Genomic DNA, 22,596 nt, shown 5'->3' on the forward strand with positions numbered 1-22,596 from the left:
CGCTGAGTGCTACGCACTTTCGGGGCGAATGTAAGAAGAGACGCCCGGCGACCCCCGAGTAAATCGGATGCGCCGATTGAAGGGCGCCCTCTTCACAAGGGAGGATCTGGTTTGACCGAATTGGCTTGCAGCTGGGCAGGCGGAGTGCACTTGCGAACGGCTTTCTTGCCCCGTGACGTGGCGCGCCCCGCAACGCCCTGCCCCGGAACCGCATGCACCGCAAGGCTCGCGAGCCGTCCGTCATGACCCGGTTCATCTTCTTCCGGACGCAGCAGGCGCTGGTGACCGTCTTCCTCGTCACGGCGATCATCTTCGTCATCATACGCCTCGTCGGCGACCCGACGCACCTCATGCTGCCGCCCGAGGCGACAGAGGCCGACCGCGCGCTCCTGCGGGATGAAATGGGCCTGTCCGACCCGATACCGATCCAGTACCTGCGCTTCGTCGGCGACCTCGTGCAGGGCGACATGGGCACCTCCTACCGCTTCCGCCGGCCCGCGCTGGATGTGGTGATGGAGCGCCTCGGCGCGACCCTCCTGCTCACCAGCCTGTCCCTCGGCGTCGGCACGCTTGTCGGCATTCCGCTCGGCGTGGCCTCGGCCGTCCGGCGCGACACCGTCGTCGACATTCTCGCCAAGGGCGTCGCGATCTTCGGCCAGGCGGCCCCGCCCTTCCTGCTGGCGCTGCTGCTCGTCCGGCTGTTCTCGGTCGAGCTGCGATGGCTTCCCACCAGCGGGTATGGCAGCTTCAGCAACCTCATCCTGCCGGCGCTTGCGCTCGGGTGGTACTCCGCCGCCGGCATCCTGCGCCTGACCCGTTCCAGCATGCTCGAGGTGTTGGGCTCGGAATACGTCAAGATGGCACGCATCAAGGGCCTTCCGGCGCATGTCGTCATCTACAAGCACGCCCTGAAGAATGCCTCCCTGCCGGTCCTCACCTTCATGGCGCTCCAGTTCGGCATCCTCATGGGTGGCGCCGTCGCGATCGAGGCGATCTTCGCCTGGCCCGGCGTGGGCAAGCTCATCCTCGATTCGATTTCCAACCTCGACTACGCCGTCGTCCAGGCCGCCGTGACCGTCTCGGCGCTGATCTTCGTCGGCCTCAACCTCGCAGTGGATATCCTCTATGCAATCATCGACCCGAGAATCCGCCTTGGTTGACGAAACCGGGGAACGGCCACGGCACGTCGACGTTCCGGTTGCAACCGGGGTGACCGACACGAGTGTCGCCGTGAAGGCGGGCCAGCGCTCCACGTTCTGGCTGAAGAAGCTGCAGGTCGGCTTCGCGCTGTGCGTCGTCCTCGTGGTGATCGTCGCCTGCGCGCTCAGCGATGTTCTCGCGCCCTACGACCCCATCGCCATCTCCTTGGGCGCCACCCTCCAGCCGCCCTCGGCCGAGCACTGGCTGGGCACCGATCAGCTGGGCCGCGATATCCTGTCGCGCATCATGAAGGGCGGGCAGGTCTCGCTCCTGGTCGCCTTCACGGCGGTCTTCCTCGCCGGCGTGATCGGCGGGCTGGTCGGGGTCATCGCGGGCTATGTCGGCGGGGTGTTCGACGCGGTGGCCATGCGCCTCGCCGACGTGCAGTTCGCCCTGCCGGCGGTCATCCTCGCCCTCGTCCTCGTGGGCGCGGTGGGCTCGAGCCTGTTCAACCTGGTGATCGTCCTCAGCCTCGCCAACTGGGCCCGCTTCGCCCGCGTGCTGAGAAGCGAAACCCTCTCCCTGCGCGAACGCGGCTTCGTCGAGCTGGCCAAGCTCAGCGACGCCTCGACCACGCGCATCGTGCTCCGCCACATCCTGCCCAACGTCATGAGCACCTTCATCGTGCTCGCCACGCTCGATATCGGGATCATCATCATCCTCGAGGCAACCCTCAGCTTCCTCGGGCTGGGCGTTCAGCCGCCCTACCCCTCCTGGGGCACGATGATCGCCGATGGCCGCGCCTTCCTCGAACAGGCGTGGTGGATCTCGATCTTCCCGGGCGTCGTGCTGATCCTGACGGTCCTATCGGGCAACATCCTCGGCGACGCGGCGCGCGACCGCCTTTCACCGACACTTTCCACGAAATGGTGATGCCATGAGCCCGCTTCTCAACGTCGAAAACCTCGTCACCTGGATCGCCTCGCCCAAGGGCGTGATCTCGGCGGTCGACGACGTATCCTTTTCCGTCGACTCCGGCCGTACGCTCGCGCTGGTGGGCGAATCCGGCTCTGGCAAGAGCATGACCTGCCTGTCGGTCATGGGCCTCTTGCCGGAAAGCGGCAAGATCGGCGCCGGGCGGATCGAGTTCAAGGGCGAGAACCTCCTGGCCAAGACCCCGCGCGAGATGGAGCGCATCCGCGGTTCCCAGATCGGCATGATCCTTCAGGATCCGATGACGGCGCTCAACCCGCTCTTCACCATCGGCGACCAGGTCGCCGAGGCGTTCCGGCGGGAGAAACTGAGCAAGGCGGAAATCCGCGACCGCGTCATCGACGTGCTGCGCAAGGTCCGCATCCCGGCCCCCGACAAGCGGCTCGGGGCCTATCCCCACCAGTTCAGCGGCGGCATGCGCCAGCGCGTGGCCATTGCCATCAACCTGGCCTCGTCCCCCCGCCTGCTGATCGCCGACGAACCGACGACGGCGCTCGACGTGACGGTCCAGCTCCAGATCCTCGAACTGCTCAGGCAGATCCAGGGCGACACCGGCATGGGCATGATCCTCGTCACCCACGACCTGCATCTCGTCTCGCGCTTCTGCGACGATGTCGCGATCATGTACGCCGGCCGCATCGTCGAGGCCGGCCCCGTGAGCAAGGTCTTCAACGCCCCCGAACATCCCTACACCCAGGGTTTGCTCGACGCCGTGCCGACCCTCGACCAGGACGCCGAACGCCTGGCGCTGATCCCCGGCAACCCGCCCACCATGCACAACCTGCCCGGTGGCTGCCGGTTCGAGCCCCGCTGCCCGGTCAGCCTCGGGCAATGCGCCTCGGAATATCCTGAATGGTACCGCCTCGGACAGGACCGCCGCGTCGCCTGCTGGCAGATGAAACAGAGGATCGCATGACACACGCCTTCGTATCCGTCCGCGAACTCACCAAGGAATACCCGGTCGTCACGGGCTTCCTCGGCAAGAAGGCGACCCTGACCGCGGTGTCCGACATTTCCTTCGACATCGGCGAGGGCAAGACCTTCGGCCTCGTCGGCGAATCCGGCTCGGGCAAGACCACGACCGCCCGCATGATCCTCGGCGCCGAGCCCGCGACCAGCGGCTCGGTCAAGATCGATGGCAAGCCGCTGATGAACGAAAAGGGCCGCGTCGACCCGGTCCTGCGCCGCATGATGCAGCCGGTGCTGCAGGATCCCTACACCTCGCTCAGCCCGCGGATGTGCGTGGGCCATATCATCGACGAGCCGCTCAGAACCCAGAAACTGCTCAGCGGAGAACGCGCCCTGGCACAGCGCGTCAGCGAATTGCTCGACATGGTCGGCCTGCCGCAGGACGCCGCCCGCCGCTACCCGAACGAGCTCAGCGGCGGCCAGCGCCAAAGGGTGGCCATCGCCCGCGCCATCGCCCCGAAACCGCGCTTCCTCGTCCTCGACGAGCCGGTCTCGGCGCTCGACGTCTCGATCCAGGCCCAGATCCTGAACCTGCTGAAGGACCTGCAAAGCGAGTTCAAGCTGACCTACCTGCTGATCTCGCACGATCTCAGCGTGGTCTCCTTCATGAGCGACGCCATCGGCGTCATGTATCTCGGCCGCTTCATGGAAATCGGCCCGAAAGACGAGGTCCTGCGCCGAAGTTCCCACCCCTACACGATGATCCTGAAAAGCGCCGCCTCCACAGACGAGGGCGCCGCGCTTCCGATTTCGGGGGAAATCCCCTCTCCGCTCAGCCCGCCATCCGGCTGCCCGTTCCACACGCGCTGCCCGTTCAGCCAGCAGATTTGCGCAACCACGCAGCCCGAGCTCGAGGCCGGCCCCGCCGGCCAGTTCAGCGCCTGCCATTTCGCAAAGGACATCCGTGCCGGGAAACCGGCCGGCACCTGCGCCACCCTCGCGACCGGGGCGATGGGCAGATGACAGTTCCAAAAAGGAGGAGGAGAAAACAATGAACATTCTGAAAAACAAGGGGCTGAGGGCCCTCAAATCGGCGGCCACGGGCCTGCTGGCGTCGGTGGCGCTTGCAGGTGTGGTTCATGCCACCGAACCGGCCGTCGACAAGGACACGATCGTCTTCGCCACCGACCGCAACATCGCGATCCTCGATGCGCAGGTCGACAATACCGGCAACTCGGATCGCTACCACTGGCAGCTCTTCGACAACCTCTACACCTTCGACCAGGACGGCCGCCTGACCCCGCAGATCGCCGAAAGCTTCGAGCGTTCCGACGATGGCCTCACCTACACGTTCAAGATCCGCGACGACGTGATCTTTCACAACGGCGCGGCCCTGACGGCGGAAGACGTGAAATACTCGATCGAGCGCATCCTCGACCCCGAGGTCCAGAGCACGCGCCGCCCCTACTTCGCCACCACGATCGACAGCGTCGAGGTCACCGACCCGTCGACCGTCGTCGTGAACATGGCCAAGCCCGATGCCGTCTTCATGAACAAGGCCGCGGCCTTCATCGCCATCGTGCCCAAGGAATACACGGAATCGCTTGACTCTCCCGACGAGTTCGCCCGCAACCCCGTCGGCGCAGGGCCCTACAAGTTCGTCGAGCTCAATGTCGGCCAGTCGCTGACGCTGGAACGGTTCGACGACTATTACGGTGAAAAACCCGGCATCAAGACGCTGGTCTTCAAGTTCATCTCCGACAGCAGCACCCGCGTCAACGCCCTGCTCACCGGCGAGGTGGACATGGCCGACAAGATCGACGCGGCCGATGTGAAACGGCTGGAAACCACCGATGGCATCGACGTGCTGCCCGTGCCCACAGGCAGCCCCCTGCACGTGCGGCTCTACGCCAACGATCCCGACTCCCCGATCAGCGATCCCAAGGTCCGGCTCGCGCTCAACTACGCGGTCGACGAGAACGCGATCATCGAAAGCGTCATGCATGGCGTGGGCGAACCGCTGTCGTCCTTCATCTCGAAATACTACCCGGTCGGCGTCGACCCCGAGCTCGAACCCTATGGCTACGACCCGGAAAAGGCCCGCCAGCTCCTGGCCGAAGCCGGCTACCCCAACGGGTTCGACACCAAGCTTCTGTGCCCGACCTCCTATTCCAAGGACGTCGCACAGGCCGTCGTCGCCTTCTGGTCGGCCGTCGGCATCAACGCCGAACTGCAGATCATGGACTACTCGGCCTGGGCGCGCCTGAACAACACCCACAAGTCGGGCCCGATGACGATCATGCAGTATTCCAACGCCATCAACGACCCGATCACCCCCATCTTCGGAACGGCCAGCAAGGCCGGCACGTGGTCGGATTACGAAAATGACGAGGTCGAGGCCCTGATCGAGAAGACCAACGCCGCGTCCGACCCCGAAGAGCGCGACAAGCTGTTCCGCGAAATCGGGAAGATCCTTCGTGAGACCGGTCACTCGGTTCTCATCTCCGAGATGTTCTATGTCTTCGGTAAGAATGCCGGGATCGAATGGGAGCCGCAGCGCGGCTACGCATTCTACAATCTCCGGACAGTTTCATGGAAATGAGCAAACCAAGGAGGTGACGGAAAATGTCACAGCAAGACACCATGGATGACGTCAATACCAGCTTCGAGGTCAAGCAGGGGCCAATTCCCCTCGGCACGGAAATCACGGGCATCGACCTGTCGAAGAAAGTGTCGGACGACTGCTTTGCCGAGATCGAGAAGCTGTTCAACGAGTGCTCGGTGATCGTGTTCCGCGATCAGGACATCTCGCCCGAGGATCACATCGAGTTCAGCCGCCGCTTCGGCGGGCTCGAGGTCCACGTGATGGAGCAGTACCTCCTGCCCGGGTATCCCGAGATCTTCCGGGTCTCCAACATCGTCGAGAACGGCAAGCGGATCGGCGGCAGCGGCGAGTTCTGGCACACCGACCTGTCCTACGTGAAGCAGCCCAGCCGTGGCTCGCTGCTCTACGCGGTCGAAGTGCCCCGGGAAAACGGCAAGCCGCTTGGCGACACGATGTTCGCCTCGATGACCGACGCCTACGATGCGCTGTCCGACGAGATGAAGGAGCGCATCGAGAACCTTCAGGCGGTGCACCGCTACGGCATGGCCTACGAGAAGGTCCGCAAGGAACGCGGCGGAACCAGCGAACTGAACGACGACCAGAAGTCAAAGGTCCCCGACGTGGTTCACCCGGTCGTCCACGTGCACCCGGTGACCAGGCGCAAGAGCATCTTCGTCAACGAAGGCTTCACCTCGCATATCGTCGACATGCCGGAAGAGGAAAGCCGCGCCCTGCTCGACGAGCTGTTCGAGCATTGCAAGCGCCCCGACTTCCAGTATCGCCATGTCTGGAACGAGGGCGACCTGGTGATGTGGGACAACTGGGCCACCCAGCACCGCGGCACCGGCGGCTATTCGTCCGAGCATCGCCGGATGATGCACCGCACCACCCTGACGCCGACCGAGGCGTTCTGAAACCTTCGCGGCGGCGCGGCCGGCCCCCGGCCCGCGCCGCCGCACCTCGGCCAGCCAGCTTTGCCGGCAGGCGCCCGGGCCGCAACGGCCCTGCCCCTCTCAACCGTGTGACAGCAGGCCGTTCAGCACCGTAAGCTGCTTGACGAGCTCCTCGTCGGATTGCGGGCCGGTCAGGGAAATCCTGATACCCTCCTGCGCATGATTTGCGCCCTTCAGCGTGAACTCCCGCGAACCGCCCACCTCGATCCCCGCCTGGCGCGCCGCCGTGGTGAAGGATTCCGGGTGCCACCCGTCCGGAAGGCTGAGCCAGCCATAATGCGACAGCGGTCCGGGGCGGAACAGCTCCGGCCCGAATATGCTCCGGGCGATCTGCCCGCGCCGGTTCACCACCTCGGCATTGTCGGCCCAGATATCCTTGACGACATCGTCCTTCAGCAACCGTTCCACGACGGCGTAATTGAGCACGGACGGATAGAAGTGATGCATCCGCATCGAGGTGACAAGCTGGCTCGCCCATCCGGGCGGGGCCCGGACGATGCCAAGCGGCGCCGATGGCGTCAGGCTCTTGGAGGTACTCGAAATCAGGAAGGTGCGCTCGGGAATGAGCTCGGCAATGATCGGCCCGTCATTGGCCGGCGCGACAAGCGCCGCGTTGTCCTCGATCACGATCAGGTCGAAGCGCCTCGCGATGGCCGCGATCTCCTCGCGCCGATGGGGCGGGGTGACCACGCTCAGCGGGTTGTGAACCGCGGTCTGCACGAACAGCATCTTGCCCATCCCGCGCCGGCAGGCACCCTCGAGCGCGGCCGGGACGATGCCTTCGTCGTCATGCTCGATATCGATCATCTGCCGTCCGTTGATCGACTGAAGGTGCCGCATGCCGCCATAGGTCACGGCCGACATGAGGATCGGCAGCGTCTGCAGGTTCTGGAACGTCAGGATCAGGAAGATCCCGATATGGGCCCCGCCGGTCAGCATCACGTCTTCCGCGTTGGCCTGGAAACCCATCTGCCGAAGCCACTCGGCGCCGATACCGCAATGGCGCGGAGAGAAATCGGTCAGGTATTGCCGGTAATCCGGCGACGGCGCGGCCGCTTCGGGGGCAATCGCCGCGATGCTCTCGCTCAGGAGGCGCTGCAGGCGGTCCGACGGCGCGCGGGGAAGCGCGAGATTTGCCAGCACGCCCTCCTCGAGGTGGCGATTGGCATAGAGCGAGGGCCGGTTGACGTCGACGGAGAGCTTCGGGGCAAGCTCTTTCTGGAAAAGCCGCGGATAGGTCGCTTCCTTCCTGACATGCGTTCCGCGCCCGGTTTCCCCCGAGATCAGGCCGCGTTTCGATGCAATCGCATAAGCCCGTGCGGTCGTGCCCGGTGTCACCCCGATCAGCTTGGCCAGTTCCCGCTGCGGCGGGACGCGATCCCCAGCGCAAAGGCGGCCGGTCTGGATTGCCTCGGAAAGTGCCTCCACGATGGCGACATACCGGGGGCCGGAGCGGTCCGCGATTGAATCGTACCAGTGTTCCTGCTGCCCCATGTACTCGGCTATCCCTGCTTCTGAAATACAGTCATAAGCTACAACGCCATATTGGAGCAACCGCATCGCTTGTGCGTCGGGCGACCGATTTGCCCTTGTGCCGACCCGGCAATCCGATTAAATTGCACTAAATGCACCAATTGCAGTGACCCAATTGCCTTGCAATCCTCGCTGCCGGTTGGATCGGGACCGTGCCATCGGCGCGACCCGGGAGGGGAAAGGCGGCTTGCCGAGGAGGAGCGCATGTCTGCACCGTATCGTCCCGCGTACCTGGAGGTCGCGCAGCAATGCGCGGCGAAGCTGCGCGAACGGGCGGCCGAGGTGGACCGGGCGGGCACCTACCCCCGCGCCTCTATGGACATCGTGCGCGACCATGGCCTGCTGCACGCCGTGGCCCCGACGTATATGGGCGGGCTCGACCTGGGCCCCAACGGCGACATGTGGGGCTATTTCCGGGTTTTGGAAACACTGGCCAGCGGCTGCAGCTCCACCGCGCAGATCGTCGCCGTCCATTACGCCGCGATGGCGACGATCAAGGCGATAGGGCACAAGGATCAGCTGGAGAAGTTCGCCCACGAGGCGGCGACGGACGGCGCGACCTTCTGCTACCTCGGCAGCGAACCGTCACAACGCTTCACCGATGCGGGCGGGCGTCCGAAATACGATTCCGTCGCCACGCCGGTCGACGGGGGCTGGTCGGTCACGGCGGACAAGTTCTTTGCCACCGGCTCGATGGGCTGCACCTACATCATTCCCCTGTGCATGGCGCAGGGGTCGGACGACATGAGCGGCCTGCTGGTGCCCGTGGTCCCGGCAGAGGCACCCGGTGTCGAGATCATCGACAGCTGGGACAACATGGGCCAGCGGGCCACCTCCAGCGGCGTCTGCAAGATCAAGGACGCCTTCGTGCCGCATGACATGACCATCGGCGCGCCGGGCGACTTCCTGAAGCCGGGCACGATCGGCCAGCTGTTCCAGCTGACCTTCGCCGCGCTCTTCAACGGCATCGGCCAGTCCGCGCTGGATTTCACCATCGATTACCTGAAGACCTGCGCCAAGCCGGTGATCGGCGTCGAGCGGGCCGTCGACGAGCCCCACGTGGCGATCCTGATCGGCGACATGAGCGTGAAGCTCGAGGCGGGCAAGGCGCTTGTCCGCCGCGCGGCCGAGGCGCTCTCCGCGGTCGAGTCCGGGGCGGCCTCCTCCGAAGAGGCCTCCCGCGCGGTGTACCAGGCGAAGTGCCACTGCTCGCAGGCCAGCGTGGAGCTCGGGTCGATGCTGTTCCGCCTCTGCGGCGCCCGCGCAACCAGCCGCGACTTCAATGCCGACAGGTTCTGGCGCAATGCCAGGACGCTGACCCTGCACGACAACCTGGATCGGCAGCTGACCGCGACCGGACGATCCGTCCTCGGGATCGCCGATCTCAAGACAATGACACGGTAAGCCATGGTCCACGGCGTCACTTCCGGGCCACGCCGCGGCCGGGGCGGTTACCGGGAAACCATGACTCGGGAAGTTCCCGATTTTTTCGATGGGAGGAACCATGACCAACACCACCAAGCCACAGCCCAAGACCACCCGAGCGTCCTCGACCCCCGGCATCGAGGTGCGTCCCGTCACGACGGCCATCGGCGCCGAGATCCACGGGATCGACCTGTCGCGCCCCGTCGATGACGCGGCCTTCAAGGTCATCCACGATGCCCTGATGGAGCACGAGGTCGTCTTCTTCCGCGACCAGGACATGACCCCCGAGGGCCATCTCGAACTGGCGAAACGGTTCGGCACCCCGGACATCTCGAAGAAGCTGAAACGCTACGAGGGGTACGAGGTCATGTCCCTGCTCGAGAATGACGGCTCGAAAAAGGCGGTCGGCGGCATGTGGCACGCCGACAATACCGACTACGCCAATCCCCCCATGGGCTCGCTGCTCTATGCCGAGGTCGCGCCGAGAACCGGCGGCGACACGATGTTCTCGAGCATGACGGCCGCCTTCGATGCCCTGTCCTCGGGCCTCAAGCGCTACCTGATGGACCTGACCGCGCTGCACGACAACTCGACCGTCCGCCGGACCTACGCCGCCGAAGGCAGCCTGCGGGACGAGGGAACCGTGGTGGACGCGGCGGTGGAACACCCCGTCGTCCGGATGCACCCGGTAACGAAGAAGCCGGTGCTTTTCGTCAACTCGACCTACACGCAGCGGATCGTCGGCGTCGACGACAACGAAAGCAAGCACATCCTGTCGCTGCTGTTCGAACATGTCATGAAACCCGAGTTCCAGGTCCGCTTCCGCTGGCAGGCGGGGTCGATGGCGATCTGGGACAACCGCGCCACCCAGCACTACGCGCTCGACGACTACAACGAACTGCGCCGGATGCGCCGGGTCCAGATCATCGGCGACACCCCGGTCCGGGTCGAGAAGTAAGGCTTCGGCAAACATGAGTGACGACCAGCAACACCCGACCGGTGACCCATGCGACGCAAGCCGGGAGGACCTGTCGGCACACCGCTACCGGTTGACGGTCGATGCGCTCTTCCGGCGTGCCGTGAAGCACTGGCCGGACAGCCCCTTCGTCATCGACACCGAGGAGATCAGCTATCGGCAGATGGACTCGGCCGTCGACCAGGTGGCAAGGGGGCTGGTCGCGCTCGGGGTCCGGCCCGGCGACAGGGTGGCGCTCTGGATGTCGAACATCCCCGAATGGATCGCGGTGCAGTTCGCCGTGACCCGGATCGGCGCCGTCCTGGCGCCGATCAACACCCGCCTGCGGGCGGCCGACCTGGCCCAGCTTCTGGCCGATTCCGGCGCCAGGGTCGTCGTCACGCAGGCCGGCTCCGGCGATGTCTCCTACGAGCGCATCCTTCAGGAAGTGCTCGCGGCCGGCGACGGCCTGCCTGCGCTGGAACACGTGGTGCTGGCAAGGTCGGAGGCGCCCGGCCCGGCGCCCTTCCTCGACTGGTCCGCCTTCCTCGCCGGCGGCCGGAACGTTGCCCTGCCCCCCGTCGCGGCGGCACCGGATGACTTGGCCTATATCCTCTATACCTCGGGCTCCACCTCGCGGCCGAAAGGGGTCATGCTCAGCCATGCCAGCCTGAACAACGCGCTCAACATCGCCATCGACTACGTCCAGGGCGACCGCATCTTCCTGGCCTACCCGCTGTTCGCCGTCACCGGCTGCCAGAACGCCGTGCTGGTCGCGGTCGCGGTGGGCGGGTGCCTCGTGCTGCAGACCCGCTTCGACCCGGAGGAGGCGCTCGACCTGATCGAGTCCCGCGCCTGCACGGTAATTGCCGGCATCACCCAGATCCTGAAGGAAATCGCCGCCTCCGCTGCATTCTCGCCCGACCGGGTCGCCTCCGTCCGGATGGCCGCCATATTTCCCCGCCGCAAGGAACATACCGAGCTGCTGGCGCGCTTCGGCGTAAGCAAGGCCACGACGGGCTACGGCATGACCGAGACAAGCGGCCCGGTCACGCATTCCGCCGCGCTGGACGAGATCGGGCTGGAAGGCCGTGAATTCCCCGGTGACCGCATCCGGCTGGTGGCCGAGACCGGCGGCTGCCCGCCCCCCGGAGAGCCCGGCGCGATTCACGTCAGGACGCCGCATATCATGCTGGGATATTTCGGCGACCCCGAGGCGACCGCCGCCCAGTTCGACGCGGACGGCTGGTTCGACACCGGCGACATCGGCTGCAAGGACGCGCAGGGCCGGCTGCAATGGCTGGGCCGGGGATCGGAAATCATCAAGTCCTCCGGCTTCAACTACGCGGCGCAGGAGGTCGAGATGTTCCTGGCGCATCACGCGGATGTCGCGGACCTTGCGCTGATCGGCGTGCCCGACCCCGACCGGGGCGAGGTGGGCGCCGTCTTCGTCGTGTCCCGCGACGGCGCCGCCTTCACCCGCGAGGATCTTCAGCAAATCTGCCGGAACCGCATCGCCTCCTACAAGATCCCGCACCACGTCATCATGGTCGACCGCCTGCCGAAGACCGCCTCCGGCAAGGTGCGCAAGGGCGAGCTGCGCGAATGGTACGAGGAAATGGGAGGGCCGTTGCATGTCGTCTGACCGGGAACGCCCCGCCGACACCCCGTCCGAGGTTCGGGCCCGGCGTTCGAAAGTGCTCGAAATGGGCGGCGCGGATAAGCTGGAAAAGCTGCGCGCCCAGTCGAAGCTTTCGGTACGCGAACGGCTCGGGGTCCTGCTCGACCCCGACAGCTTCCACGAGATCGGCATGCACGCCCGCAGCCGCCATCCCGAGCTGGCCGAGAGAACCCCGGCCGACGGGCTGGTGACGGGCAGCGGCCTGATCGACGGGCGGCCAGTCTTCGTCGCGGCTGACGACCCTACCGTGCTGGTCGGCACGCGCGGGCAGGTGGCCGAGAAGAAACTGACGCGCCTGCGCGAGATGGCCATCCGCGAGCGGCGCCCCTTCATCATGCTGAGCGAGGCGGGCGCGGCGCGCCTCCAGGAAAGCCGCGGGGCCGTTTCCTCGGCCCTCGGCGGCGGCCTCGAACAGCACTTCCGGATGAGCGGCCACGTGCCCCAGGTCGCGGTCATCATGGGGCATTCCTTCGGCGGCCCGTCCTTCACGGCCGCGATGGGCGATTTCACCATCAAGGTATCCGGGACCGGCTACATGGGCATGTCGGGCCCGCCGCTGGTCAAGGCCGGTCTCGGCCAGACCGTGACCGCGGACGAGATCGGCGGCGACACCATGGCGATGCAGACCACCGGACAGGCCGATCTCGTGGCGGCGGACGACCGCGAGGCGCTGTTGCTGGTGCGCCGCTACCTGTCGTTCTTCCCGTCCAGCAGCGGCCAATTGCCCCCCGTCGCCCCGCCCCGGCCCGCGCCGTGCGACAACGAGGCAGGGCGCGAGCGCCTTCTCGGGCATGTCCCCGAGAACCAGCGGCGTGCCTATGACATGCGGGCCCTGGTCGAGATGATCGTCGACGGAGACAGCCTGTTCGTCGTCCGGCCGGATTACGGGCCCGGCCTGCTCACGGCCTTCGCGCGGATGGACGGGCAACCCGTCGGCCTGATCGCCAACAACCCCATGCATCTTGGCGGCGCGATCGACGAAAAGGGCGCCCGGAAGGCGCGGAAGCTCATCGACCTGTGCGACGCCTTTCACATTCCCCTGGTGTTCTTCACCGACGTGCCCGGCTTCATGGTCGGCCCGGACATCGAGAAGCACCGGATGGTGACACACTGCGCGCGGTTGGTGAACGCCCTGTACCGCACCACCGTGCCCAAGGTCACCGTCGTCCTGCGCAAGGCGGTCGGCATGGCCTATATCGCGATGTGCGGCCGCGCCTGCAAGCCGGACACGCTGGTGGCCTGGCCCCGCGCCTTCTTCGACGTGATGGGCCCGGAAGCCGGGGTTCTGATCATCCACGGCAAGGAGATCGAGGCCGCCGCCGACCCCGCGGCGCGCAAGGCCGAACTGCTCGAACAGCTCGCCCGGGCCGCCAGCGCCTTCAAGGCCGCCGAGCTCGGCATCATCGACGATGTCATCGAGCCCGACGAAACGCGCCAGGTCATCCTGCACGCCCTCCGCCGTCCGGACCGCTCCGGAACCGTGGGGTTCAAACACGCGATCGAACCCTGAACCATGGCACGAGAGGAACGCCCGACATGACCGCAACGCCGGACACCGGGCCACCGGCCGATGCGCCCGTCCTCGTCGACCATACGTCAGCGTATGTGAAAGAGCTGACACTGAACCGCCCCGGACAGGCCAACGCGCTGTCCGCCGGGATGGTCGCGGCCCTGGTGCACGAGGTCTCGGGCGCCTATGCCGATGACACCCGCCTTCTCGTGCTCAGGGGCGAGGGAAAGCACTTTTGCGCCGGCCTGTACCGCGACCCGAAGGCAGAGCCGGAGCCCGCCGACCGCATCGCCACCGCCGTTAGTATCGAGACGCTTCTGCAGTTGCTGTGGAATGCACCCTTCGTGACCATGGCGCAGATCGGCGGCGGGGCCTTCGGCGCCGGCGCCGAGATCGCCGTGGCCTGCGACTACAGGGTTGCCGACGGGACGGCCAGGTTCGCCTTTCCGGGCTTTCGCCTGATGGGGGTAAGCATGGGAACGCGCCGGTTTGCACAGCTGGTCGGGCGCGAAACCGCCTTCGATATCGTCCTGAACAACCGGCGCCTCGACCGGGCGGCGGCGCTGGAGATCGGCCTCGTGACGCATGCCCTCGACGCCGACCAGGCGGCGGCACTGCAGGCGGAGGTGGCCGCATCCGCCGCCGAGGTCGAGAAACCGGCCATCGCCCACCTGCGGGACGCCCTCAGGTCAGCCGACGGCGGCGCGGACCTGAGCCGCGTGGCCGCATCGCTCGGGGCGGCGCACCGCGGTCGCGGGGGGCAAGCCGGATGAGCGCACCGGCGATCTTGAAGCAAATCCCGGGTCCGTGGGCCAATTTGCATCAAATGCATCATTTTTCTTGCTATAATGCGCACAGCATGATCTAATATCCTGCAATGCATCGGCCCGCGCAAGCGCGGGCCGACCGCAGAGGGAGGGCCACGACATGACCGGAACGTCGCAACCGCGGTGTTGCATTCCTGATCCGTCCGAAACCGCGGCGCTGCCAGACCGTGCGCGGCCGTCGGCACGGCCCGCCCCATGGCGCGGCGCGCGTGCGGAATGACCCTGTCCGATCCCTCTGCCCAGCCCGTGCTGGAATGCCGCGCCCTGTCGAAGAGCTTCAAGGGGTTCTACGCGGTCCGCGACGTCTCCGTCGCGATCGCCGACAAGTCGGTGCATGCCGTGATCGGGCCGAACGGCGCCGGAAAAACCACGTTTTTCAACCTTTTGACCAAGTTTCTGACCCCCTCCTCCGGCGCCATCTTCTACGAGGGCCGGGACATCACCCGCGAAAGCCCCTGGAGCATTCCCAACATGGGAATCATCCGCTCGTTCCAGATCTCCGCGGTCTTTCCCGACCTGACGGTCCTCGAGAACGTCCGCGTCAGCTACCAGAGGTCGCAGGGCTACGATTACCAGTTCTGGGTGTCCAACCGGAAGCTCGACGATTTCGACGATCGCTGCATGGCGTTCCTGAAACAGGTCGGCCTGGAACGCGACGCGATGCTGCATGCCGGAAGCCTGCCCTACGGCCGCAAACGGGCGCTTGAAATTGCTACAACCCTGGCGCTCTCGCCGCGGGTCATGCTGCTCGATGAACCGACCGCCGGCATGGGCCATGAAAGCATCGGGCTGGTCACCGAGCTGATCCAGGAGGCGCGCCGCGACAGGACCATCGTCCTGGTCGAGCACAATCTCGACGTGGTCAAGGACCTCTCCGACCGCATCACCGTCATGCAGCGCGGGCAGGTGCTCGTGGAAGGAAGCTACGACGCCGTGTCCAACGATCCGCGGGTGATCGAGGCCTATATCGGCGGCGACCTGATGGAAGACGTCGGCCGTGTCTGAAAAAGTCATAGATATCAGCAACCTGAATGCGTTCTATGGAGAGCTGCACATCCTCCAGAACGTCTCGCTTCACGCCTGCAAGGGCGAGGTCGTTTCCCTTTTGGGGCGCAACGGCGCGGGCAAGACCACGCTGCTGAAATCGGTGTTCGGCATCGGCCCCAGGCGGAAGGGCTCGATCCGGATCAACGGCACCGAGACAACCCGCCTTCCCCCCCACAAGATCGCCAAGCTCGGGCTCGCCTACTGCCCGGAAGAGCGCGGCATCTTCGCCGACCTGACCGTGGCCGAGAACATGTACCTGCCCCCCGCGCTGCGCCAGGGCGGGCTCGGGCCGGACGAGATCGACCAGATGTTCCCGAACCTGCGCGAACGCTGGAAGACCGGCGGGGCCAAGCTGTCGGGCGGCGAGCAACAGATGCTCTCAATCGCGCGAATCCTCCGGGCCGGCGCCGATATCCTGCTTCTCGACGAGCCGTCCGAAGGGCTGGCACCCGCCATCATCAAGCAGATCGCACAGCTGGTGGTCCGGCTGAAGGCGCGGGGGATGACCATTCTGCTGGTCGAACAGAACCTCAGCTTCGCCAAGGTCATGAGCGACCGCTACTACGTCATCGACAGCGGCATCATCCGGAACGAATTCGACCGGGCGCAAGTGCTCGACGATCCGGGTGTGGTCCAGCGATATCTGTCCCTCTAACGGGACTTCCAAGGGAGGAAACCACAATGAAAAAACTCAAGACACTTCTCATGGCGTCCGCCGCGATCGGCCTCGCGGGCACGGCGCAGGCAGACATCAAGATCGGCCTTGCGGGCGACATGTCCGGCAAGCAATCGGCCCTGGCCGGGCCCGGGTCGCAGGTGGCCGTCGAAATGGCGATCGAGGACATGGGCGGCGAGGTTCTGGGAGAGCCGATCACGCTGGTAATCGGCGACAACCAGCACAAGGCCGAGCTGGAAGCCTCGATCGCGCGCCGCTGGTACGAGGATGAAGACGTCGACGCCATCGTGGGCATCAACCTGTCCTCGGGCGCCATCGAAACCGTTCACCTGGCCGAGCGGTTCGACAAGGTCGCCATGGTCTCCGATGCCGGCTCGAGCCGCCTGGTACAGGAGGATTGCACGCCCAACCACGTCCACTGGGGCTGGAACACCTATTCCTTCTCCGCCGTCGTGCCGAAGGCCATGGTCGAGAAGGGCAACGACAAGTTCTTCTTCCTGACCGTCGATTACACGTTCGGGCACGACATGATGGCCGACGCCACCACCAACATCGAGGCCGCGGGCGGGTCCGTCGTCGGCAGCGTCCTGCACCCGCTCGGCGCGAACGACTTCTCCGCCTATATCCTTCAGGCCCAGGCATCCGGCGCCTCGGTCGTGCCGGTCATCAACTCGGGGGCCGACACCGTGGCAACGATCAAGCAGGCCGGTGAATTCGGCGTGCTCGACGCGGGAACGCCGGTGATCGTGCCGATGATCTTCACGCTCGCCGATGTCGAGGCGCTGGGGCTGGAGGCCACCAAGAACCTTCGCGCGCCGTCCTCCTTCTACTGGGGCCGCGACGATGAAAGCCGCGCGTGGTCGGAGAAGTTCAAGGAACGCTTCGGCAAGATGCCCACCTTCTTCCAGGCCCAGGCCTACTCGGCCACCTACCACTACCTCAAGGCGGTGGAGAAAGCCGGAACCAAGGACGCGAAGACCGTGATCAAGACGCTCAAGTCCATGGAAATCGACGATTTCTTCGCCAAGAACGCTTACGTGCGTGAAGACGGTCAACTGGTGCACGACATGTACCTCGTCCGGGTGAAGACGCCGGAGGAATCCGAGGGCGAGTTCGATTTCTTCGAGGTCGAGGCGACCATCTCGGGCGACGACGCCTACCAGCCGATGGATCCCGAGGCCTGCAAGCTGCTTCAGGACTGAGCCCGCTACGACGCGCACACACGCGCGCGCCCCGCGTACCCTGCGCGGGGCCGCCATGCGCAGCCAGGGCCGGCCAATTCCCGCCCCTTCAAGAAAAGGAACAGCGACGTGGAGATTTTCGGTGTGCCGTTGAACCTGCTGCTGAGCCAGGTGATGCTCGGCCTGATCAACGGGTCATTCTACGCCATGCTGAGCCTGGGTCTCTGCATCATCTTCGGCATGCTCGACATCGTGAACTTCGCGCACGGGGCGATGTACATGATGGGGGCGTTCTTCACCTGGATGCTCGGCCACTATCTCGGGATCGGCTACTGGCCCTCGCTGATCCTGGCGCCGCTTCTCGTCGGGGTGATCGCCATCGTCATCGAGCGGGTGCTGGTCCGGCATCTTTACGACCTGCACCACATCTACGGGCTGTTGCTGACATTCGGCCTCGTGCTGGTGATCGTCGGCATCTTCCGCGGGTTCTACTCGGTGTCCGGAAAACCCTACCCGATCCCCGAGGCGCTGACGGGGGTGACCAATATCGGTTTCATGTACATGCCCACCTACCGGCTCTGGGTGCTGGGCGCGAGCATCGTCGTGTGTTTCGGCACGTGGCTGCTGATCGAGCGCACGCGGCTCGGCGCCACCCTGCGCGCGGCCATCGAACGGCCCGACCTTGTGGCCACCTTCGGCATCAACGTGCCCCGCATGATCACGCTGACCTTCGCCTTCGGCTCGGCCTTGGCGGCGCTCAGCGGGGTGCTGGCCGCGCCGATCTACCCGGTGAACCCGTTGATGGGTGAATCGATCATCGTGGTGGTCTTCGCGGTCGTCGTCATCGGCGGTCTGGGCTCGATCATCGGGTCGATCATCGGGGGCTTCGTGCTGGGAACGCTCGAGGGGCTGACCAAGGTCTACTACCCCGAGGCCTCGCATATCAGCATTTTCATCGTGATGATGATCGTTCTGCTCGTCACCCGGTCGGGCATCGCAGGCAAGTAAGGAAATATCGAGACATGATACTCCCCGAAAAATCCCGCGCCACGCTCTACCTGTATGCCGCGCTGTTCCTGCTGGGCGTTCTCGCGCCGTTCGTCGTCTACCCGATGTTCGTGATGAAGATCTACGTCTACGGCCTGTTCGCGGTCGCCTTCAACCTGCTCTTCGGCTTCGCGGGGCTGCTGTCCTTCGGCCATGGCGCCTTCTTCGGAACGGCGGCCTACGCGACGGGCCACGCGATCAAGGTTTGGGGCCTCACGCCGGACGTCGGCATCCTCTTCGGCGTGCTGCTCGGCACCGGGCTGGCCGGCGTGGTCGGCGCCTTCGCCATCCAGCGGGCCGGTATCTATTTCGCCATGATCACCTTCGCGCTGGCGGAAGTGGTTCATTTCATCGCGATGAAGATGCCGCTGACCGGCGGCGAGAACGGGCTCACCCAGGTCCGGCGCGGCATGTTCCTCGGGGTCTTCGACCTTTCGGTGCCGCTGGTGATGTATTTCGTGTGTTTCGGGATATTCATCCTCGCCTTCCTGTTCTTCCTGCGGATCATCCATTCGCCCTTCGGCCTGGCGCTCAGGGCAATGAAGGATGGCGAGGACCGGGCGATCTCGCTGGGATACTCGCCGCCGCGCCTCAAGTTCCAGGCCTTCATCCTGTCGGGGATGCTGGCGGCGCTGGCCGGCTCGCTCAAGGTCGTGGTCTTCGAATTCGCCTCGCTCTCGGACGTGCACTGGATGACAAGCGGCCACGTCATCCTGATGACGCTGCTGGGCGGCGTGGGAACCTATATCGGGCCCGTGTTCGGCTCGCTCGTGGTGACCTTCCTCGAGGATTACCTGTCCTTCCTCGGCCAGTGGGTCACCATCATCACGGGCTGCATCTTCATCGTCTGCGTCATCGGCTTCCGGCGGGGGGTCTGCGGCGAGATCAACGTGCTCTACGACAAGCTTCGGCGCGGCCGAGCGGCCCGGCAGGGCGACCCCGACACCACCCGAGCGGAACAGGCCGGCGAATAGGCGAAAGCCCGGCGCGGCAAAGCCGCCGGCACCTGTCCCGGGGCACGCGCGCCGGGCCCATCACACACGGAGGCGGAGATGATCGAAGACGAGGAGATGCGCGGCTTCCGCGACACGTGCCGGCGGTTCGCGGAGAAGGAAATCGGCCCGCTGGTGGACAGCGCCGAAGCCTCGGGGACCTACCCGAGGGAACTGATCGCGAAGGCGGCCGAGAACGGGTTTCTCGGCCTGACGGTCGCCGAGGAATTCGGCGGGGCCGGCGGCTCGCTGCTGCACGCCTGCGTCATGATCGAGGAATTCTCCCGGGTCTGCGCCGGGCTCGGCACGCCCATGCTGGGCCTCGGCCAGCGGCTGATCCCGGCCTACGGAACGCCCGAGCAGGTCGACCGCTACCTCGCCCCGATCATCAGCGGCGAAAAGCTGACGGCTTTCGCCATGACCGAACCGGGCGCGGGCTCGGACGTGCTGGCGATGCGGGGCACCGCGACGCGCACCGCCTCGGGCTGGCACATCAAGGCCAACAAGATCTACGCCACCGGCGCGCCGATTTCGGATTTCATGCTGGTCGTGGTCTACACCGATCGCGACAAGCGGCGCGACGGGCTGAGCATCTTCCTCGTCGACAGCCACCTGCCGGGGATCGAGATCCACAAGATGGACAAGCTCGGCCACAGCTCGATGGAAACCGGCATCGTCTACTTCGATTGCGAGGTGCCGGAAGACGCGCTTCTCGGGGAAGAGGGGCGCGGCATGGCCTACGTGATGTCGGCGCTCGAGGAGGGCCGGATCACCCATGCGGCCCGCAGCCTGGGTGTGGCCCGGGCGGCCTACGAGGCGTCGGTCGAGTATGCCGGCCAGCGAGAGGTCTTCGGCAAGACGATCAACCAGAACCAGGTGGTCCAGGGCAAGCTCTCGCAGATGCTCATCGACCTGACCAGTGCCCGCCTGCATGTCTATTCCGCGGCAGAGCTCTTCGAAAGCGGCGCGCCCGCGCTGGTCGAGGCATCGATGGCCAAGGTGGTGGCAAGCGAGGCCGCGGTCGGCATCACCGATCAGGCCATGCGCATCTTCGCGGGCGTGGGCTACATCAACGACGCGCCGGTGCAGCGGTATTTCCGGGATGCGCGGCTTTACCCGATCTCGGAAGGCACCAATGAAATCCAGCACCGCACCATCGCGCGAGCGGCCGGCCTGGCCGGGCGTGGATAGGGGCGGACGCAGATGCGCGAGACGGACGTAGAGCGATGGGATGCCGAAACCGACGTGATCGTCGTGGGCTTCGGCGCCGCCGGCGGCGTCGCCGCCATCGAGGCGCATGACGCGGGCGCCGAGGTCATCCTGCTCGAGAAGATGCCCTTCCCCGGCGGCCTCTCGGCCATTTCCGCGGGCGGGATCCGGATCGCCGAGAACGCCGGCGATGCGTTCACCTACCTGCAGGCGACCTGCGGCAACCGGACCCCGGACGACCTGCTGCACGACCTGGCGCAGGGCATGGTCGACATCCCGGAATATGTCCGCGGCCTCGCCCGCATTAGCGACGCGCAGGTGGGTGTCACCGGGGCGGTGGGCAACTACCCGTTCCCCGGCTGCATGTCGCTCGGCTATTGCGAGGTTACCGACGTGCCCGCGCTTGCGGCCGGGCAGCGGTACTCGGCCACCAGCGCGACCACGAATGGCGGCCGGCTGATAAAGGTGCTCGAGGACAACATCACCCACCGCGGCATCGACCTGCGGTACGAGACAGCCGCCGGCGAACTGGTCATCGGCAACGACGGCCAGGTCTGCGGCCTGATCGCCCGGCAGGCGGGCCGGGCCGTGGCCCTCCGTGCCGCGAAGGCCGTGATCCTCACCTGCGGCGGGTTCGAGAACAACCCGGACATGCAGGACCAGTATTTCCAGGCCGGGGCGATCCGGCCCACCTCCTTTCGCGGCAACACCGGCGACGGCATCGCCATGGCCCAGGCCGCGGGGGCCGATCTCTGGCACATGTGGCACGTGCACGGGCCCTACGCGCTCAGCGACCCGACCGGCAAATACCCGTTCGCCCTGTTCCACAAGGGAATCCCGATGTGGACACCCGGCGTTCCCGGGTCGGCCTCCGATCTCGGCATCGAACCGGATGAGGCGCCCAACGCGTCACGCAAGCCGCTGGCACGGCTGGCATGGATCCTCGTCGATCGCGACGGGCGCCGCTTCATGAACGAATACCCGCCCTATCCGGGCGATACGGGCATGCGCCCCTTCGACCAGTTCGATCCCCTGCGACAGGAATTCGCGCGCATGCCCGCCTACATGATCTTCGATGAGGCCGGGCGGCAGATGTACCCGATGGGCTACGCCGCGTACAACGATGCCGAGGTGTCGTTCGAGTGGAGCCGCGACAACCTTCAGGAGGTCGAACGCGGCATCTTTCACCGGGCGGACAGCCTGGCGGCACTGGCCGAGGGCATCGGCGTGCCCGGGAACCGCATGCGCGAGACGCTCGATGCCTGGAACGCGGCGGTCTCCCACGGGCAGGACACGGTCTTCGGCCGGCCGGAAGAAACCATGCTACGCATAGACACCCCGCCCTTCTATTACGGCGAGGTGCGCCCCGCCGTGATCAACACGCAGGGCGGCCCACGCCACAACGTCCGGCAGGAGGTCGTGACCCCGTTCGGCCGCCCCATCCCCCGGCTCTACGCCGCCGGAGAGCTGGGCAGCGTGTTCGGCCACCTTTACATGAGCGGCGGCAATCTCGCCGAATGCATCGTCGGCGGCAGGCGCGCAGGGCGCGAGGCCGCCTCCCTCGCCCGGCAGGTATCGCCGCCGGCGCCCCACGGCCGGGCCCGGCACCTGGCAGGCCCAAATCAGGAAGGAACGATCAATGGCTAGGGAAGAGATCCGCGCGCCCGCAATGGGCTCGGTCTGGTCCGTGAACAAGGCGGTCGGCGACACGGCGGTCGCGAACGAGGATATCCTGGTTCTGGAATCGATGAAGATGGAGATCGGCGTTCAATCCGCCTCGGGCGGCTCGGTCGTCGCGATCCACGTCGCCGAGGGTGACGTGGTGGAAGAGAACCAGGTCGTCGCCGTGATCGAAACACCCTGACGACCTCCGGTCGCCGCCCGTTTCCCCCGCCGGATCATGCCGTCCGGCG

General features: G+C 65.9%; 20 protein-coding genes. 19 read left to right on the forward strand and 1 reads right to left on the reverse strand.

Annotation, left to right across the window (positions count from 1 at the left end):
• Positions 1-242 precede the first annotated feature (242 nt).
• Genes QUV18_RS03210 through QUV18_RS03235 form a run of 6 tightly spaced genes read left to right on the forward strand, consistent with a single transcriptional unit; the run spans position 243 to position 6,561 of the window.
• Positions 243-1,160 carry an ABC transporter permease gene (locus tag QUV18_RS03210; protein ID WP_300891977.1) on the forward strand — a complete coding sequence of 306 codons (918 nt, stop codon included), beginning with the start codon at positions 243-245 and terminating at the stop codon, positions 1,158-1,160.
• A gap of 49 nt (positions 1,161-1,209) precedes the next feature.
• Positions 1,210-2,073 carry an ABC transporter permease gene (locus QUV18_RS03215; protein WP_300891978.1) on the forward strand — a complete coding sequence of 288 codons (864 nt, stop codon included), beginning with the start codon at positions 1,210-1,212 and terminating at the stop codon, positions 2,071-2,073.
• Positions 2,074-2,077: 4 nt separating this feature from the next.
• The gene (locus QUV18_RS03220) at positions 2,078-3,049 is read left to right on the forward strand and encodes an ABC transporter ATP-binding protein (protein WP_300891979.1); all 972 of its coding nucleotides are present in this window, start codon (positions 2,078-2,080) and stop codon (positions 3,047-3,049) included.
• Positions 3,046-4,065: an ABC transporter ATP-binding protein gene (locus tag QUV18_RS03225; protein ID WP_300891980.1), complete on the forward strand. Its 1,020-nt coding sequence runs from the start codon at positions 3,046-3,048 to the stop codon at positions 4,063-4,065. Before QUV18_RS03220 ends, QUV18_RS03225 begins: the two co-directional genes overlap by 4 nt.
• Positions 4,066-4,093: 28 nt before the next feature.
• Positions 4,094-5,644 (forward strand): ABC transporter substrate-binding protein, encoded by a 1,551-nt coding sequence (locus QUV18_RS03230; protein ID WP_300891981.1) that lies wholly within the window; start codon positions 4,094-4,096, stop codon positions 5,642-5,644.
• Between the two features lie 23 nt (positions 5,645-5,667).
• A complete protein-coding gene (locus QUV18_RS03235) occupies positions 5,668-6,561 on the forward strand; it encodes a TauD/TfdA family dioxygenase (RefSeq protein WP_300891982.1) in 894 nt (297 codons plus the stop codon).
• Positions 6,562-6,660: 99 nt separating this feature from the next.
• On the opposite strand, the gene QUV18_RS03240 is transcribed toward QUV18_RS03235, so the two are convergent.
• A complete protein-coding gene (locus QUV18_RS03240; RefSeq protein ID WP_300891983.1) occupies positions 6,661-8,094 on the reverse strand; it encodes a PLP-dependent aminotransferase family protein in 1,434 nt (477 codons plus the stop codon).
• 243 nt (positions 8,095-8,337) lie between these two features.
• On the opposite strand from QUV18_RS03240, the gene QUV18_RS03245 reads away from it, so the two are divergent.
• The 13 genes from QUV18_RS03245 to QUV18_RS03305 all read left to right on the forward strand — a co-directional run bounded on the left by QUV18_RS03245 (position 8,338) and on the right by QUV18_RS03305 (position 22,547).
• Positions 8,338-9,537: an acyl-CoA dehydrogenase family protein gene (locus QUV18_RS03245; protein ID WP_300891984.1), complete on the forward strand. Its 1,200-nt coding sequence runs from the start codon at positions 8,338-8,340 to the stop codon at positions 9,535-9,537.
• A 100-nt stretch (positions 9,538-9,637) separates the two neighbouring features.
• Positions 9,638-10,516 carry a TauD/TfdA family dioxygenase gene (locus QUV18_RS03250; RefSeq protein ID WP_300891985.1) on the forward strand — a complete coding sequence of 293 codons (879 nt, stop codon included), beginning with the start codon at positions 9,638-9,640 and terminating at the stop codon, positions 10,514-10,516.
• A 13-nt stretch (positions 10,517-10,529) separates the two neighbouring features.
• Positions 10,530-12,158, forward strand: coding sequence for a class I adenylate-forming enzyme family protein (locus QUV18_RS03255; protein ID WP_300891986.1), 1,629 nt, complete (start codon positions 10,530-10,532; stop codon positions 12,156-12,158).
• A complete protein-coding gene (locus QUV18_RS03260; protein ID WP_300891987.1) occupies positions 12,148-13,704 on the forward strand; it encodes a carboxyl transferase domain-containing protein in 1,557 nt (518 codons plus the stop codon). Before QUV18_RS03255 ends, QUV18_RS03260 begins: the two co-directional genes overlap by 11 nt.
• A 26-nt stretch (positions 13,705-13,730) precedes the next feature.
• Positions 13,731-14,477: an enoyl-CoA hydratase/isomerase family protein gene (locus tag QUV18_RS03265; RefSeq protein ID WP_300891988.1), complete on the forward strand. Its 747-nt coding sequence runs from the start codon at positions 13,731-13,733 to the stop codon at positions 14,475-14,477.
• Positions 14,478-14,747: 270 nt separating this feature from the next.
• Positions 14,748-15,536 (forward strand): ABC transporter ATP-binding protein, encoded by a 789-nt coding sequence (locus QUV18_RS03270; RefSeq protein WP_300891989.1) that lies wholly within the window; start codon positions 14,748-14,750, stop codon positions 15,534-15,536.
• Positions 15,529-16,233 (forward strand): ABC transporter ATP-binding protein, encoded by a 705-nt coding sequence (locus QUV18_RS03275; protein ID WP_300891990.1) that lies wholly within the window; start codon positions 15,529-15,531, stop codon positions 16,231-16,233. The genes QUV18_RS03270 and QUV18_RS03275 overlap by 8 nt, the downstream gene beginning before the upstream one ends.
• A 26-nt stretch (positions 16,234-16,259) precedes the next feature.
• On the forward strand, positions 16,260-17,456 hold the full coding sequence (locus QUV18_RS03280; RefSeq protein WP_300891991.1) for an ABC transporter substrate-binding protein: 1,197 nt from the start codon (positions 16,260-16,262) through the stop codon (positions 17,454-17,456).
• A 108-nt stretch (positions 17,457-17,564) separates the two neighbouring features.
• On the forward strand, positions 17,565-18,443 hold the full coding sequence (locus tag QUV18_RS03285; protein WP_300891992.1) for a branched-chain amino acid ABC transporter permease: 879 nt from the start codon (positions 17,565-17,567) through the stop codon (positions 18,441-18,443).
• A 14-nt stretch (positions 18,444-18,457) separates the two neighbouring features.
• Positions 18,458-19,456, forward strand: coding sequence for a branched-chain amino acid ABC transporter permease (locus QUV18_RS03290; RefSeq protein ID WP_300891993.1), 999 nt, complete (start codon positions 18,458-18,460; stop codon positions 19,454-19,456).
• A gap of 78 nt (positions 19,457-19,534) precedes the next feature.
• On the forward strand, positions 19,535-20,665 hold the full coding sequence (locus tag QUV18_RS03295; protein WP_300891994.1) for an acyl-CoA dehydrogenase family protein: 1,131 nt from the start codon (positions 19,535-19,537) through the stop codon (positions 20,663-20,665).
• A gap of 12 nt (positions 20,666-20,677) precedes the next feature.
• On the forward strand, positions 20,678-22,330 hold the full coding sequence (locus QUV18_RS03300) for an FAD-binding protein (RefSeq protein WP_300891995.1): 1,653 nt from the start codon (positions 20,678-20,680) through the stop codon (positions 22,328-22,330).
• Complete coding sequence (locus QUV18_RS03305) at positions 22,323-22,547, forward strand: acetyl-CoA carboxylase biotin carboxyl carrier protein subunit (RefSeq protein WP_300891996.1); 225 nt, start codon at positions 22,323-22,325, stop codon at positions 22,545-22,547. The genes QUV18_RS03300 and QUV18_RS03305 overlap by 8 nt, the downstream gene beginning before the upstream one ends.
• Positions 22,548-22,596: the final 49 nt, after the last annotated feature.

This window comes from Roseovarius sp. (assembly GCF_030373445.1).
Taxonomy (GTDB): domain Bacteria; phylum Pseudomonadota; class Alphaproteobacteria; order Rhodobacterales; family Rhodobacteraceae; genus Roseovarius.

Coding starts and splice junctions, on each gene's coding strand:
- QUV18_RS03210 (WP_300891977.1), top strand. CDS start 243: ATGACCCGGTTCATCTTCTTCCGGACGCAGCAGGCGCTGGTGACCGTC.
- QUV18_RS03220 (WP_300891979.1), top strand. CDS start 2,078: ATGAGCCCGCTTCTCAACGTCGAAAACCTCGTCACCTGGATCGCCTCG.
- QUV18_RS03225 (WP_300891980.1), top strand. CDS start 3,046: ATGACACACGCCTTCGTATCCGTCCGCGAACTCACCAAGGAATACCCG.
- QUV18_RS03230 (WP_300891981.1), top strand. CDS start 4,094: ATGAACATTCTGAAAAACAAGGGGCTGAGGGCCCTCAAATCGGCGGCC.
- QUV18_RS03235 (WP_300891982.1), top strand. CDS start 5,668: ATGTCACAGCAAGACACCATGGATGACGTCAATACCAGCTTCGAGGTC.
- QUV18_RS03240 (WP_300891983.1), bottom strand. CDS start 8,094: ATGGGGCAGCAGGAACACTGGTACGATTCAATCGCGGACCGCTCCGGC.
- QUV18_RS03245 (WP_300891984.1), top strand. CDS start 8,338: ATGTCTGCACCGTATCGTCCCGCGTACCTGGAGGTCGCGCAGCAATGC.
- QUV18_RS03250 (WP_300891985.1), top strand. CDS start 9,638: ATGACCAACACCACCAAGCCACAGCCCAAGACCACCCGAGCGTCCTCG.
- QUV18_RS03255 (WP_300891986.1), top strand. CDS start 10,530: ATGAGTGACGACCAGCAACACCCGACCGGTGACCCATGCGACGCAAGC.
- QUV18_RS03260 (WP_300891987.1), top strand. CDS start 12,148: ATGTCGTCTGACCGGGAACGCCCCGCCGACACCCCGTCCGAGGTTCGG.
- QUV18_RS03265 (WP_300891988.1), top strand. CDS start 13,731: ATGACCGCAACGCCGGACACCGGGCCACCGGCCGATGCGCCCGTCCTC.
- QUV18_RS03270 (WP_300891989.1), top strand. CDS start 14,748: ATGACCCTGTCCGATCCCTCTGCCCAGCCCGTGCTGGAATGCCGCGCC.
- QUV18_RS03280 (WP_300891991.1), top strand. CDS start 16,260: ATGAAAAAACTCAAGACACTTCTCATGGCGTCCGCCGCGATCGGCCTC.
- QUV18_RS03290 (WP_300891993.1), top strand. CDS start 18,458: ATGATACTCCCCGAAAAATCCCGCGCCACGCTCTACCTGTATGCCGCG.
- QUV18_RS03295 (WP_300891994.1), top strand. CDS start 19,535: ATGATCGAAGACGAGGAGATGCGCGGCTTCCGCGACACGTGCCGGCGG.
- QUV18_RS03300 (WP_300891995.1), top strand. CDS start 20,678: ATGCGCGAGACGGACGTAGAGCGATGGGATGCCGAAACCGACGTGATC.
- QUV18_RS03305 (WP_300891996.1), top strand. CDS start 22,323: ATGGCTAGGGAAGAGATCCGCGCGCCCGCAATGGGCTCGGTCTGGTCC.